Raw genomic sequence first — 15,284 nt, 5'->3', positions numbered from 1 at the left:
GTCATCGTATGAGAAATCGGAAAAGCATATTTTCAGCCGAAGTGTAAAAAGGAAATGAGCAAAAAGTGTAAAATTCGACTTGACGTCTACATCCATTTAAAAACTGTAAAAACCAGAAGTGAGGAATCATCTTCAACTATAAGAAAGAGAGTAGAAGAAGCAAGGAAAAGGCAGTACGAGCGGTATGGCAGAGAAATCTGCAATAGCCGAGTCTCCTATGACACCCTGCTGAAAACCAGTCCCTTAACAGCTGAACAGCAACGGACGCTCCAGCAATTCTCCTATAAGAAAAACTGGAGCAATCGCACACAGATCAAAGTGATCCGTTTGGCTCGAACGATTTCTGATCTGAAAGGAAGCGTGAGCATCACTGATCAAAGCATTTGGGAAGCGGTGAAGTTGAACAGCCTGGGGGAGAGAAAAGCTGGTGGTATAAGCAAAAAGAATGAGCTGATTAACTGACATGCTCAAAATGACAGGTCAGCATAGGCCCTTACAGCTGCACTCCGCCACTTAAGGAAAGTGGAACAAACATTTGATTAAATTTACCCGGCGTGTTTATGAAGGGTGTTATATAAATAAAACAAAAATAGGCCATCAGTGATAAGGCTGCCAAGTTTATTAAAGCTTTTAGAAGGTTTTAAAGAAAGATTCTAACGTGAAAACATGTTTAAGAAAATGCTTGACTTTATTGACCTAAAAAAAAGTGACCCCATGTCCTGCTAATGGGGTGTGGAGGGATTCTAGTATACAACGGCCGGTATTCAACTAATAAAATAACTCATTAATTTATCTCGTTCATATGGTTAATGAATTTAACGAACCCGAGGATCTCCAGTATTTCATATACAGTTCCTTTATCTGTTATTAGTTCTTTTTTTAACCCAAGTTCTGCTGCACTTACTATTAGTTTGCAAAGTCCATTTGCACCAGCTGAGTCAATAAATGATAGATGTGCCAAATCGATGCTCAAACAATTTGCATCCTTAAATCTTGTGATAAATGACGATAAAAAATAATCTATCTGTTCTGCTGATAAATAGTCAAGTTGTCCTTTTAAGGTCAGTATCACTTCCTTTCCCTTATCTATACAATCCATACGGAAATCCTGACTTGAAAACTTTCTTTGCATTAAATTTATATATACGCAAGGAAATGATTGACAGTGTTAATATAAATGAACTTACCTCAGAGAGAGCTCTTAGGTTAAGTGAAGAAGTGGACAATTACCTATGAGATTATAATAAAACCCACATTTTTTTATCATGCAAATAGTATTATATACCCATATAGTTTCCAATTTCAAGAAATTTTTAATGGGAATAATATATCGTTAGAAACACGGAGACGTTTTGTTTATGGTATAATTTAACTATTATTTTAATTAGTATGGGGATTGGAAAAATGAAGCTTTTTGATGTGTTACCAGACCGATTTTTTTCCTTGTTTACGGGGAGAAATAAAGAAATATATGCTGAAGCAATTCTAGAATTGTATGAGCAATATAAGATTAGCCGCATCGGAATTGACTACGGTATTATGAGAGATTTGCTGCAAGAGCTGATAGAAGTTAAAGAGGAATCTGGAGTTCAATTCGAGTTAGAAGAAGATAGCAGTTTAGACACTAATGAGATGGAAAATATGCATCGGGCTAAAGCGAATGCGCTATTAAGAAAACTATTATCTTTAAAATGGATTGATGTAGAAACCAGGAATAACTTTAAGCATTATATCATATTACCGCATTATTCTATTCGTATGTTAAGTGTTTTGCATGACCTTTGCCAGGTGAGATCGATAGAATACCAGAGCTATGCGTTAAGTACGTATCAGCTTTTAAGTAACGAAGGGATGGAAAAACAACCTAGTATTGCTATTATAGAAGCGGAACGGATTACAGAGCAGTTATTAGAAGAGTTGCGTCTGCTGATTAACAATATGAAAAATCATATGGAACAAGTAATAAGCAAGCAGTCTCTTCAAGAAGTATTAGACCATCATTTTGATGTGTATATGAAAAAAATAGTAGATAAAAGCTATCATCGATTAAAAACATCTGATCATGTAGCGAGGTACAGGAGTAAGATATTAGAAACAGTGCAGAGGTGGTCTCTGGACCCGGATTTACTAAATATAGCAATAGAGGATGCTATGAATTCAGAGCTATATAATAACGAAGATGAAGCGGAGCTTAAAATTAGGGCAGCTCTACATTTCATTGAGGAAACCTATGACAGTCTAGATGAACTATATGAACAAATTGATATTAGGCATCATCAATACATTAAGTCATCTTATGACCGAGCTAGATATTTAACACAGCATAATCAAGGACTGGACCATCAAATTGCTACCGTCTTAGAAAGTTATGAAAGAACACAAGATTATTGGGAAGAGCTTTTAGGTGACATTTTTCGCTTACATAACGTAAATCAATTGTCAGAAAAGTCATTGCTTACCCCTCGTAAAAAGAAGGCTGTTCATCAAGCACAACAGCATATAGTCGTTCCTATTTCTCAGGAAGTAAAAAAGAAAATCAGAGAAAGTAATATTAAAAGACTTGAAAATGCCATTACTAAGCAAAAAATTAATGCGTTTGTTTTAGAACGATTAGGTAGCCGGGACGAAATGGGGATGAGTGAGTTAGCACCCAAAACAGTTGAGGGGTATATATATTTACCATACGTGTACTTATATGGGTATGACCAGCATTCGGAGTATAGGCTAATGCGTAACAAAGAACAGCGAATTCTTCATATTGGCGAATATCGTTTTGATGATCGTAAGGTTATACGCAATAGCTAAAGAGAAAGAGGTGTTACCCATGTTCACAGGCATAAGTGAGACGGAGCAAAAAGAGTTACAAGATGTTATGAATAAATTAATTTCTACCAACTTTCTTGTTAAAGAGTTGGATCGTGCCTCGTATTATTTAGCAAATCGTCATAAGGAGAAATTGGAGGAGTTCTTTCAGTTTTTAGGGTGGGACTTTGTTATTGATGATAGGCATGAAACAATGTTTGTGTTTTCTCCAAAGGGGAGTCATCGAAAAAGGCTCAGTCGGGAAGAAAGTATATGGATGCTAGTCCTGAGAGTTATTTATCAGGAAAAAAGAGAAGGGCTATCATTATCGGAGTTCCCGATCACAACATTATATGAAATAAGGGCAAAATATGAGGCGTTTTGCTTACCGAGCTTCACAAAAACAAAAGTAAGTGATCATATACGTTTATGTACTAGCTATCAATTGTTGGATCCAATTGACTCTGACTGGCATTCAGATGATTGTAGATTTCGTATGTTTCATACCTGGTTACATATGATTGATGGGGAATCCATTCAACAATTAAATCAAAAGATATTGCGTTATGAAATGGGAACTGGAGAGGAGGATGACAATGAAATGGATGAAGAAACTGAAGCTGATTAATTGGCATTATTTTAAAGATGAAGAGATTTCGTTTGGACGTCAAACGATGATAACAGGTAGAAATGCTGCAGGTAAATCAACAATTATTGATGCCCTACAGGTCATATTTATTGCAAACTTAAAAATGATTCGTTTCAATTCCTCTGCCCACGATGATGCAAAACGCTCTCTAATTAGCTATTTAAGAGGAAAAATAGGGAGTGACGAACAAAGATATGTCCGGGAAGGTGATTTTACCACCTATCTCATGGCAGAGTTCTTTGATGAAAAGAAATTTGATTATTTTGTGGTTGGAGTTGTTATAGATGTTTATCGCGATGATTCAATCGATCAAGAGTATTTTATAATTAATAATTGTAAGTTGAAAGATGTTGATTATTTAAGAGAAACAGGCCAATTAAAAAACAGAGATGAATTTCATCGTTATGTAAACAATTTGAAAAATCGTTCGGTGTTAGAGAGAACAAAAGATGGTTATCAGAAGGCTCTATTAAATAGAATGGGCCAAGTAAATCATCGTTTTTTCTCTTCTTTTTCCAAAGCATTATCGTTTAAACCAATACATAATGTAAGAGATTTTGTTTATGACTATATTCTTGATAAGAAAGAATTACAGCTGGACATCATGAAAGAGAACTTTGAAGTCCACCAAAGATATAAGCGGGAATTAGAAGATTTAAGGGTTCGGAAAATCAAGTTAACTAAAATTAAAGATCATTTTGTTCAATATAAGAAATTAATAGATACTGTAAAGCAACAGGAATATGTAATTAGACGATTAAAATATGATAAACAACAGGAAGAGAATAAAAGATTAGAAAGTAAATTGCAAGAGATACAAGAACTAATAACTCAGGTATCTAATGAGAAGGATCTTGCTGAAGAGCAGCATAAAGAAGCGAAAGATAAAAGTCTTGAATCATTTCAAAAATGGCAAAATAACCAAGAGAAAAAGAGAGAGGAAGAACTACATAGTCAAATTCAAGGAACAACCGAAGAACTAGAAAGTAAAAGAAAACAATTAGTAGAGCTTTCTAGCAATTTATATAAAGAAAAAGATATGATTCAAGAGCTAATTACCGTATCGGATAGTGAATACTGGATTTGGGAGAAAGAAGAGCAAAGCAACTTGCATGAAGGTATAAATTTAATAGATTCAGTAATTGATATGTTAGAGTCTTCATCTGTCAAACCAACATTAGACTTTCAACAGAAGTTAAATAAATGTGGAGAAGAACTGTCAAAACTGTATAATCGCTTCGTTATTGCCAAAAGTGATACGGACAAGAAGATAAAAGAATTAAAAGAGAAAAGGTCTATACTATGTAAAGAAATCAAAGATCTAGAGAACAAGAAGAGAACCTACCCTTCCTCAATTAGTAAGTTAAAAGAATTGTTAGAACTCCAATTAAACGGAAAATCAAAAGTATGGGTTTTCTGTGAGGAGATGGAAGTTTTAGATGAGGAATGGCGTAATGCAATTGAGGGGTACCTCCATACACAAAAGTTTGATCTATTGGTAGACCCTGATTATTTTGAACAAGCCCTTTCTATATACGAAGCTGAAAAATGGAATCACAATATAGAGGGAGTGGGTTTAGTAAATACACAAAAAGAACGTAAATATTTAGGTAATCTAAAGCAAGGATCACTGGCTGAAGAGTTAGAAACAACCAACACGGTAATTCAGGCAAGAATTGAACATTTGTTAGGTAGAGTTATGAAAGCAAGCTCAGAAAAAGAGTTAAGTCAACATCAAGCAGCTATAACAAATAGTTGTATGGTTTATCAAAACTTAGTAGCTAGACAAATAAAGAAAGAAAGATATCAAATTCCTTATATAGGTTCTAAGGCTATACCAAGGCAGTTAGAGTTAAAGAAAAAAGAGCTTCTTCAAACCGATACAGACATCCAACAAGTAGAATTCTTAAGTAAAATGTATAATGTTTGGGAGCAGCAGCTGACTGAAAAAAGAAGCTACTACTCACGTCTAAGTAACGCTTTAGACCTCCCAGAATTGATCCAAACACTACAAGAGAGTCTCGATCAGTTTAGGATAGAGTTATCTCAGTTAGACCTTAGTGGAATAAAACAGTTAAAAGCAGATTTTGAATATTGGAAGAATCGGGAAACTGAATTAGAGAAGAGGGTTAGAAAATTAATTGGGGATATTGAAAGGGAAAATAATAACTTAACCTCTATGAAACAGTCTATGGAGCGATATCATGATGAGCTTCAAGTCTTAGAGCAGCACCTCGCTGAATGGGCGGCTGAGTACTCATCAGACATGTTGATTATGGCTACAGAAAGATTAAGAGAAGCTGAAAAACAAGATGTTCCGCTGGACAAAAAAATTGAAAACTGGATTGGAAATAAAAAAGGAAATATTACTCAGTCAGAAAATCGGTTCCTAAAATTAAGAAATGATAGACATGATTATAATGTTAAGCATAATTTTAATGGAGAAGAAGGGGCTCCGCAAAATGATGAATATCAAATGCTCTTAGAGCAAATCGATATTGACATTGATTCCTATCAGGAAAAGCTAAATGAAGCCCTTAAGCAATCTGAAGAAGAGTTTAAATCTCACTTTATCTATAAAATGAAAGAAGCAATTGAAGGTGCAAAAAGACAGTTTCAACAACTTAATGATGCTCTAAAAAGATTTCCTTTCCATCAAGAAAGTTATCAATTTGAATTTAAACCAAGTGAGAAATATAGAAGGTTCTATGAAATTATAATGGATCCTCAAGTTGTAGAAAAAGGCTCCTTATTTGATTTTCCAGATGATGCAAAAGATCAGTCGTTACACGAACTATTTGAGATTTTAATTAAAGGCGAGATTGGTGATCAGGAGGAATTCTCGGATTATCGCCGTTATCTTGACTTTGACATCATAATTACTACTGCAAATAGCAGAATCCGATTTTCTCAAGTGCTTAAAGAAAAATCAGGTGGAGAAACGCAGACACCATTTTACATTGCCATATTATCATCATTTAATCAGTTATATAGTTCTGATAAAACGATGCGCCTGGTTGTTTTTGATGAAGCGTTTAATAAAATGGACGAAGAAAGAATACAAACAAGCTTACGCTTAATTAAAAATATGAACTTTCAATTAATAGCTGCTGTACCGGATGAGAAACTTTCAAACATGGCAACAGAAGTTTCAACAGTCATCGTAGTTCATAAAGAAGGCTATGAATGCTTTACAGATATGATACATAGAGAGATGAGTGATAATGACGGATTTGACAAAGGAACAAGAGAAAGTCAAGGAGTACAAGAGCAAGCTTCTCTCTTTGCTACTGAAGAAGTATGAAGCAAGTAAGGCGTTTAAAACAGGAGAAGCAAGTTTACAGCGACCTCAGTTTGCGATAAAGAAATTGAGTAATTCACTTTTAAAAGATTACTATGATGATATGAATTATAGGAAAAGGGAATGGATTCATCAAGCACTCGCTGAACTTCAAGAGAATGGGATCATTGAAGTCAGATGGCCAAAATATAAAGAGGGCGAAGAGATAGACAAAGTATATCTTAATTTTGATGCTATTGGCATTGCATATGAAATGGCTGGAATTACACCTAAACAAAAGAAATTGGAAGATCTCAAATTAATCCTTTGCCCATTATCAGAACATCCATGGCAATGGGTAAGGGATTTCTGGAATTACTATAATAAGGCACTATCGAAGAGTCAAACAGCAGGTTTGGAAATTAATAACCTAAAAGGTTATGAGGATTTAGTCAAAACCCTTCTTTTTCTTCCAGCGATAGATGAGGGAACGATGAAGAGAGTGCTTAGTCATCAGTTGTTTAACGATACAAAGTATTTAGAAAAACATGTACAGAATAGATTAGTTTCTATATATAAGCGTTTTGGTAACATAGAACTGGACACTGATATCGAATATCTGGACTCAATAGGTATTGTGGAAAACCCTCAAATAACTTTAGTTTCAGGTCCTTTGATATTTAGTAGCGGAAACATATGTACAGATGTTGCTGAGTTGCCAGGGGGAATTGGCCTTTCATTTGAAACTATTAAAGAGTTAGAAATCAAAGAACTTAATGCTAAGGCCATCCTCTTTATTGAAAACTTAACTGCTTATCATGAATTTTTAAATGGGAAGATAGCAGAAGGTCCTCTAACTTCTAATAATTTTAAAAACCCTGATCAAGTATTAACCATATATACAGGCGGGTTTCCTCATCATGCTTTACGTAAGTTACTGTATAAGCTTAAGGATTTCATACAACAATCAAACAATTTTGTTGAGGTCTATCACTGGGGAGACATAGATTACGGAGGAATATTAATATTTGAACATCTTCGAAGAAATTATTTCTCAAATCTAAAGCCTTTATTTATGGACGAGTACACATATAATAAATACCTTAAATATGGCATGCGGTTTTCACCTGAGTACGCAAATAAACTAACTGCACTGTTAAATGATGATAATTATAATTTATGGCATAAGTTAATCGAAGTTTTATTAAGAAATAAGATACGGTTAGAACAAGAAGGCTTAGTAATTAATATGAATATAAAAAAATAAAGAAACACGGGGACGGTTCGTATGTTCCCTGTTTTTTTATTTTCCAGATGTTCTCAGTAGTAATTCGTAAATTCCTGTTTGCATTTCATCAAAAAACAAAAAAACTCCACTTTTATCCTTTATAATATAATAGTACTTATTACCCAATTATGATGCGAAGATATCTGCAAATAGCAGAAGAAAAGAGGGGATGAATATGAACAAATTTATGACAAGTGCACTTGTGTTACTAATGGTGTTTGGGATGCTTTCCTTTTCCAATGTTAAAACAGAAGCAGCAAACAATAGTTTTACGAAGGAGGAGCAGCAGGCGGTAGATTATTTGAATGCAATTCGTTCGAAAATGGGTTTGCAGTCTGTCAAACTTGATCCTGCTCTAACTAAAGCAGCTAATAACCATTTGAATTATATTCGTTTGCATGGAACTTATGTTGGCCTTAGCGAAAAACCCGGGGAAGAGGGTTTTACAGGGGAAACGACCACTGCTCGAATTCGCTCTGCCGGAGGTTTCGAAACTAAGGATTATTACTATTCTGAAGTAGCAGTAACTGCAAGTTTATACAAGTCTTCGGATGGAGTCGACACATTTATCAATAGTGTTTCTTCCAGAGATCAGCTGATAAGTCCTAATTTAAGAAAAGTGGGTGTCGCTTATAATGGAGGATCGTTTCTCCTTGTAAGTGGATTTTATTCAGATGAAAATGAAATATTTAATAGAGAAATTGTCTATCCGTATGACGGACAAACAAATGTAGATATTGTTCATGAAGAGCAATTGGGCTCATACAGTCCATCTGCCTATTTCAAGGTCGATCATGTCTTAGGATACGCGATTTCTATTGATCAGCCCCAAAATTTCTGGGCAGACACCTGGGATTTCACATTAAAGAATAGCAAGGGTCAAGAAGTGCCGGTATTTAAGGATGAAAATCCCTATGGCGCTACCGTTTACTATTATCCTAAAGAAAAATTAAAGTATGATGAAACTTATACAGCATCTATATATTATGCCAATAGTGAAGAAGGGACAACAGGAAGCAAGACTTGGTCTTTTACAACAAAACAAGACCCATATGCTCAACCGCCTGTTAAAGCAGAACCCAATACTTGTAAAAATATAAAAAAGGTTTATTGGGATGGAGTAGAGTTGAAAAAAGGTCAAATTGGCCGATTAACTATATTGCAGGATACACCCCTGTATAAACTGGACGGCGACCAAAAGGTACTTTCTAAGACACTAAAGAAAGGCTCGCATTATCGCATATATGCCTTCAAACCCGAGAAATTAAGCGTCGGTGGAGGTTATTATGTGGACCGGGACCAAAAAGTGAAATATGAAACTCCTTCTAAGGCGAAACTGGCACAAGTCAGGTGTTTGGGTGAATGACCGAATGTGTGAGGAGGAAATTAACTTAATGAGTTTATTTCATAACATAGTGATTCTACCCAGGGGGTTATAATTGTGAAGAAGACTTTACTAATTTTTGCAATACTATTTTCATTTATTATTAGCCTGTCTCAACCAACAGGAGCTGCAGAGAATGATGCTGTTTTTTGCGAACAGTATAAAGGTGTTAAGAAAATATGGTGGGATGGAATTGAGCTTAAGTCTGGGCAGATCGGGAGATTAGTCATTGTTAAAGATACTCCTTTATTTAAGCTTAATGGGGAAAAACGAGTAATTGAACGCACTTTAAAGGCTGGAGAGTTTTACCGTATTTACGCCTTCAAACCAGGGATTTTAAGTGTTGGCGGGGGCTTTTTCGTTGAACGCGATACAAAAGTAAAATACGAGACTCCCAGTAAAACAAAGTTAAATGCTGTTAAATGCATTAGCAAAGGGAAGGTTAGTAACGAAGTAAATACTGAAAATGATGATTGCCAGAATAAGTCGATCGTCCTGACCCCTCGTTATACGGATAAAACAACAGTAATTAGTGCAGATGATGAAGAACAACTTAAAGCTTATTATTTAGATAAGCCAAAACAGGGGCAACTGCCTGCTGTTATTGAAATTGATACTCCCTACAATGTAGATGTTCAGTTTGCAAGTGAAAATCCTAAAATTGCCCAAATTACTAAAGATGGATTGTTAAAAGGTATTTCTGAGGGAAAAACAAATATTGTCATTACTTCCAATGATGGTAAGTGCCGGAGAAAAGCTCCAGTCATTGTTAAGCCGCTGTTTGAAGTACAGAAGAATAGTACCAGCAGCACAATTAATATTACAGGTTATAATGGCTCATTCAAAAGGATGGAAATAGTCGCCAGCAAGGATAATAAGACTGTTAAGTACTTATGGACACCCAGTTATTTAGGTGAATGCAGACCCGATCCATGGCTGCCGTTTAATAAGCCAAAATGTAATAGCGAGAATAAGGCTTGGGTCTCAAATTTTTTCGGACTTGAAAGAAAATACAGCAAGAAAATAGATTTGTCTTTGGGAGAAGGTCATTATAAGATTGATATTTACAATGTTGATACAGAAACCAGAGTCCCAAAACAGGTGTTTAGTACAACTACTCAGACAAGCGAAAAAGTGTATCTTTTGCCTAATGGAAAGGATATACCTAGTGAGAATAAAGAAATTGTAAACCTTGCAAAAGATATTACAAAAGGGATAACTGATGATTATCAAAAGGTAAAAGCCATTCATGATTGGGTTAGTCAAAATATTAGTTACGATTATGAAAGATTTCAGAATAAAACTGCAGCTCCTTATCAATCTGCACTAACAGTGTTAAACACAAGGATAGCAGTCTGTGAAGGTTATTCAAATTTAACAGCCTCCTTACTCCGTTCTTTAGGTATCAAAACTAAAGTAGTTGCAGGTCTGGGAGCATTCCGTAGTCCTGGTTACGAACAGTTTGAGGATAGTCCTGGAATAAATATTCACGACTCTGCATTTGATGATTCAAGACATGCCTGGAACGAGGCATATGTTAACAATAGATGGGTTAATATGGATACTACATGGTCAAGTGGTAATGGATATAAAATCTATTTTGACATGACTGAATCAGAATTTCGTAAGGATCATATAAAGTTTTATACTTACTGAAATATCTAATCTCCCTGCCAAGTGTGCAGGAGGCGAGGCTTTCTGATTTTTTCTGCTCTGATATTTCAATCAAACGTTTGATTGAAATATCAGGAAGTTGTTTTAGCATGCTTAAAGTATAACTGCCGGGTAGGGTGAAACAGGAGACCCGCCCCTTTGTTCCTTCTCCAGTTGATTATGTAACAAAAATTTATGCATGGTATTGTTTGTCTCTGTACTATTTTCAAGAATACATACATGGCCGCATCCGTTGATAATATGCAGGGTAATACTCTGATCATGATGTGCAGCCTTTATGGTCTCACTGAGAAACATGTGGTCTTCTCCTCCAATAATATATAGCTTTGGGATTTCAATCTTAAAAAGAAGAGTTTTCATGTATGCCTTTTCGGGAATTGTCACCATGTAAATCCATTTCATGAATTCTCTTCTCCCCAGTTTGGCTGCTTCTCTTATAAAGTATCCTCGCGACTTTTGATGGTTTTTTCTGGGCATCATTAGGTATGCAAAAATTTTATAAAAGGCCATATACGGTGCAATATGTCTAATTCTATATGATCCCTTTACTAAAATATTTGCCCACCAGCTCCAGTTTAAGACTGGACCTGCAAGAATTAAGGTTTTAATTTTTTCGGGAGCTATTATCATCAGGGAGTTCGCAATGATAGTGCCTAATGAAAAAGCCATGATGTGTGCTTTTGGAATATCTAGCTGGTTTAATATTTTTACAACTTCAGTAGCAGCCTCTTCAGCTGAATAACGATCTGCACTTAATCCTGGTGAGTCTCCGTGACCTGGCAAATTAATAAGCAGCAAGTTATAATGCGCGGAAAAAAAGTCCTTTTGTTTATAGAAGAGAGAACTATTTCCTCCCAGCCCATGTAAAAAAACAATCCAATCTGCTTCATTGTTTAGAACGATTTTTTCATAACCTAACATTTTACACCTCATAGATTCTTTTGTTAATAAATAATATCACAACTCTATTAAGGTTATGGGTAAAAGTACATATTTTTGATTTTTCAGAATAGGAAAAAAGGGGTCTGACCCCGGATACGGTGAAGTGCTAAAGTGGAATAATATAATAACAATTTTATTAAGGAGTAAGTGGGAGTATTAACCCTAGCTGATAGATCGGCGGGGTTATTTGTCGTTCGATCCGAAAGGAGTGTGTGTTGATGAACATACTTGTAACCGGAGGTGCCGGGTATATTGGTTCGCATACTTGTGTGGCTGTTTTTGACTTTTTATGGGTAATTATGTAACTCGATTAAACGGAGAAAGAAACCAAAACACGGGGTCAGTTTGTATATTCTCATAATGTTTTGTATTTTCCAATATGCGAAACAGTTATATGTGGCCTTTTCAAACTTTAATACATGGATTCCCTTGTAGTCTTATTCAGTAAGAACTTTAGCTTTCTCCTCAGTACTTGAAGCTCAAATGAGTCTCCTCTCCATTTATTGTGAAATTGTAATAAGATAACTTTATTTATTTCAAACATTTTTATGTGTAGGTAGACAGAAGACCTGCTTCGGTTTTTGTTGGAATAGTGATAACCGTTTCCATGTTCACCCAAAAAAACGGAAGAACCGTCCCCATGTTCCCTGCGGAAGTGACAGAATGCCAATGAATAGGTAAAATGTAATGGTATAAACTTACTATAATTCTATCTTTTGGATTTACTGAAAAATAGTAAGTGAATAAAGCTAAGGCTGGTGAGATTGTTATGGGGAGATTGCTTTCATCCATTATGTTATTGCTTATGTTATTCGGATGCAGCAGCACAGAGGTGGCTGAGAATAATGAGGAGTCTAAAAAGGAACCTGAAAAGCAGGTGGAGGAACAAACGTCAACAATAGAAAAGGAAAAGGGAGTAGCAGAAGATACGAAAGTAACAGAGGAGCAGCTTGCAGCTTCAGCGTTTTATCCGATTGTCAAGATGATTATAAACAACTACGGAATTTGCACCGAGGATGCAGGGCCAGATAGCTGTAATGGATTGCAATATGCGGAACTGCTTGATTTTGATCGTGATGGAATATTTGAATTATATCTCGTATATGATACAGCAGACTCAGATGGATATACGGAGGAAATCTGGGGCTATCAAGACGGGGAACGGCTTCAGCTTTATACGAAAACCTTTGCCAGCAACGGATTGGTTGATGATTCTGGGCGTTCAATCGCTACAGCAGACAATCAATCTTATCTAGTAGATACAGGGGAATACTCTGCTGGTTCAAGGGGAGAGGATCCCGACTGGAATGAATATCTTTCCTGGATAAACTTCTCTGCTCTTCATGATGGGGAGTTAACGGAAGAAAAAAGTCTTCTGGTCACGTGGAAAGGGCATGTTGAAACAGGTGAAGAAAAGGTTGAGTATGAGCTTGCAGAAAGTGGCAGCGACCCACAGCCTATTACTAAAGAAGAATATGAAAATATTTTAAAGTCTTATCATTATGAAAATCGAAAAATGATTATCAATAGTGATGCGGGCTCAAAATCGTTAGCATTTGACGTGTCCAATAATGCTGAGAAGATAAACACATTTTTGCAAGAGTTGATGGCTATTAGCAGCAATTTTTCTGAGGAATTGTATCACAATTGGACGCTGGATGAACAGAAGGCGTTAACCTCTTTTATGTACCATTTTACGAATCTCACAGATTTTGATATTGAAAACTATACAGATTCACAAATAATGGAACTGCTCGCATTTGGAAACGGGGAAGGGGCTTTTTCTGAACTTGTACCAGAGCCAGATTTAGACCCGATTGAAGAAGAATACATGAGCTTTATACCGTATGCTGCTGCCCAGGTGGACGAGCTCACTAAAGAGTTGTTCGGTGTAACAGTTGCCCGTCAGAATTATGAAACTGAGTACCAGAAAATTGCACAGTTTGACCAGGATTATTTTTATATTATCAATACAGATTCTGAGATGACGCTGGACTTAGGAGAGTCTATTCAAATTGATTCGCTTTATGATTTAGGGAATGGCACATATTATGCGGATTTAAAGATGGGTTATTCTTCTGCCGTTCTGACTGGAGAAATCGAAACAATCATGGAAAAACTCAAGCGTCCAATGACTACGTGGACTGAGGAAGAAAAGGCTGATTTTTCTACGAGTGAAAGCGGCTATGCGATTCTTAAAGAGAACGAAAAAAATGGTGATAAAACATGGCATCTTTTGAAATTTCACCTCACGGACGAAATAGGAGATTTAATCACCAATAAAGAATTGACAGTTTTTTTAAAAGAAGCACATTAAGTGAAGCAAGCAAGAAGAAATTTATAACAAGAAATTCCTTTTAAAACATTCCTGGGGAGGGAACAATTTGAAGAAAAGTTTAAGTTTTTTACTAGTATTTATACTTCTGTTTGGAGTGTACACTCCTGTAAATGCAGCAGAGCCAGACACTAATTTGTGCTATCAATTTGAAGGCCAAACAAAAATTTGGTGGGATGGAGCAGAGCTCAAACCAGGCCAAATTGGCCGTCTGATTATCAAGGAAAATACACCATTATTTAAACTTGATGGGGATAAAAGGACAACTTCCCGCACATTAAGAGCTGGGGAATTCTATCGAATCTATGCATTTAAACCAGGCTTATTAAGTGTTGGCGGAGGATATTATGTGGAACGGGATTCTAAAGTAACGTATCAGACCCCGAGCAAAAAGAAATTAGAAGCAGTTGCATGTATACAAGCTAATGCAAATAGCCCTATTTCTAATTATGTTGTTTTCATAAAACCTGATTTTATTAATGTATATGATAAGCCAAACGGCAATAAAATTGCAGAGATAGAACGGGGATTTGAAACTGAATGGGAATATGTCCACAACTCTTTAATTGTGAAAAAGTTTTTTGCTGATAACTGGGTTCAAATAACTCATAAAAATGAAGAAGGCAAATTAATTTCAGGTTATGTCCAGGTAAAAGACATAAAAGCTAACATTAATGCTTTCGATTACACAATTATAGCTAAAACAAGTGGATTGGAACTAATGAAATCACCCAACTCAAATTCTAAAGTCTTAGCTGTAGTTCCATATGGAACAAGAGTTGATGTTTATTCAGGAAATGATGATTGGTATGAGGTAGTATTTAAGGTCAACAATAAAGAAATAAGAGGATATATTAGAAGTATATATGCAAGAAGTTAAACCTGGCCGCTCGTAATGATATGTTCCTTAATTAATCTAATTGAGTTTGA

Annotated in this window: 12 protein-coding genes; 10 read left to right on the top strand and 2 right to left on the bottom strand. The window is 35.7% G+C overall.

Annotated features, from left to right (window positions below; all coding sequences use genetic code 11):
• The first annotated feature begins 54 nt into the window (after positions 1–54).
• Positions 55–462 (top strand): magnesium chelatase subunit ChlI family protein, encoded by a 408-nt coding sequence (locus BK139_RS06930; protein ID WP_076257619.1) that lies wholly within the window; start codon positions 55–57, stop codon positions 460–462.
• Positions 463–784: 322 nt separating this feature from the next.
• Here BK139_RS06930 and BK139_RS06925 read toward each other — a convergent pair whose 3' ends face one another.
• Positions 785–1,099: an STAS domain-containing protein gene (locus BK139_RS06925; RefSeq protein ID WP_076257618.1), complete on the bottom strand. Its 315-nt coding sequence runs from the start codon at positions 1,097–1,099 to the stop codon at positions 785–787.
• Between BK139_RS06925 and BK139_RS24580 the strand changes: the two genes are divergently transcribed.
• The 7 genes from BK139_RS24580 to BK139_RS06895 all read left to right on the top strand — a co-directional run bounded on the left by BK139_RS24580 (position 1,003) and on the right by BK139_RS06895 (position 11,059).
• Positions 1,003–1,236, top strand: coding sequence for a Spo0E family sporulation regulatory protein-aspartic acid phosphatase (locus BK139_RS24580; RefSeq protein ID WP_139325608.1), 234 nt, complete (start codon positions 1,003–1,005; stop codon positions 1,234–1,236). The two genes, BK139_RS06925 and BK139_RS24580, sit on opposite strands and share 97 nt — an antisense overlap.
• A gap of 168 nt (positions 1,237–1,404) precedes the next feature.
• Positions 1,405–2,805 (top strand): Wadjet anti-phage system protein JetA family protein, encoded by a 1,401-nt coding sequence (locus BK139_RS06920; RefSeq protein ID WP_076257617.1) that lies wholly within the window; start codon positions 1,405–1,407, stop codon positions 2,803–2,805.
• A 19-nt stretch (positions 2,806–2,824) separates the two neighbouring features.
• Positions 2,825–3,430, top strand: coding sequence for a DUF4194 domain-containing protein (locus BK139_RS06915; RefSeq protein WP_076257616.1), 606 nt, complete (start codon positions 2,825–2,827; stop codon positions 3,428–3,430).
• Positions 3,399–6,755 (top strand): ATP-binding protein, encoded by a 3,357-nt coding sequence (locus tag BK139_RS06910; RefSeq protein ID WP_076257615.1) that lies wholly within the window; start codon positions 3,399–3,401, stop codon positions 6,753–6,755. Before BK139_RS06915 ends, BK139_RS06910 begins: the two co-directional genes overlap by 32 nt.
• Positions 6,676–7,998: a Wadjet anti-phage system protein JetD domain-containing protein gene (locus BK139_RS06905; RefSeq protein ID WP_076257614.1), complete on the top strand. Its 1,323-nt coding sequence runs from the start codon at positions 6,676–6,678 to the stop codon at positions 7,996–7,998. The genes BK139_RS06910 and BK139_RS06905 overlap by 80 nt, the downstream gene beginning before the upstream one ends.
• A gap of 196 nt (positions 7,999–8,194) precedes the next feature.
• Positions 8,195–9,385, top strand: coding sequence for a CAP domain-containing protein (locus BK139_RS06900; protein ID WP_076257613.1), 1,191 nt, complete (start codon positions 8,195–8,197; stop codon positions 9,383–9,385).
• A gap of 75 nt (positions 9,386–9,460) precedes the next feature.
• Positions 9,461–11,059, top strand: a complete 1,599-nt coding sequence (locus BK139_RS06895; protein WP_076257612.1) for a transglutaminase domain-containing protein — start codon at positions 9,461–9,463, stop codon at positions 11,057–11,059.
• Between the two features lie 111 nt (positions 11,060–11,170).
• Here BK139_RS06895 and BK139_RS06890 read toward each other — a convergent pair whose 3' ends face one another.
• Positions 11,171–11,998 carry an alpha/beta fold hydrolase gene (locus tag BK139_RS06890; protein ID WP_076257611.1) on the bottom strand — a complete coding sequence of 276 codons (828 nt, stop codon included), beginning with the start codon at positions 11,996–11,998 and terminating at the stop codon, positions 11,171–11,173.
• A gap of 790 nt (positions 11,999–12,788) precedes the next feature.
• Here BK139_RS06890 and BK139_RS06885 point away from each other — a divergent pair.
• Together BK139_RS06885 and BK139_RS06880 are read left to right on the top strand one after the other, a co-directional pair.
• Positions 12,789–14,336, top strand: coding sequence for a hypothetical protein (locus BK139_RS06885; protein WP_076257610.1), 1,548 nt, complete (start codon positions 12,789–12,791; stop codon positions 14,334–14,336).
• A gap of 67 nt (positions 14,337–14,403) precedes the next feature.
• Entirely contained in the window at positions 14,404–15,234 is an 831-nt protein-coding gene (locus BK139_RS06880) for an SH3 domain-containing protein (RefSeq protein WP_076257609.1), read from the top strand.
• Positions 15,235–15,284 lie beyond the last annotated feature (50 nt).

It is taken from the genome of Paenibacillus sp. FSL R5-0490, assembly GCF_001956215.1.
Classification (GTDB): Bacteria; Bacillota; Bacilli; order Bacillales; family Cytobacillaceae; genus Cytobacillus.
Note: the sequence above shows the minus strand (reverse complement) of the source record. Positions and strands in the feature narration are given on the sequence as shown.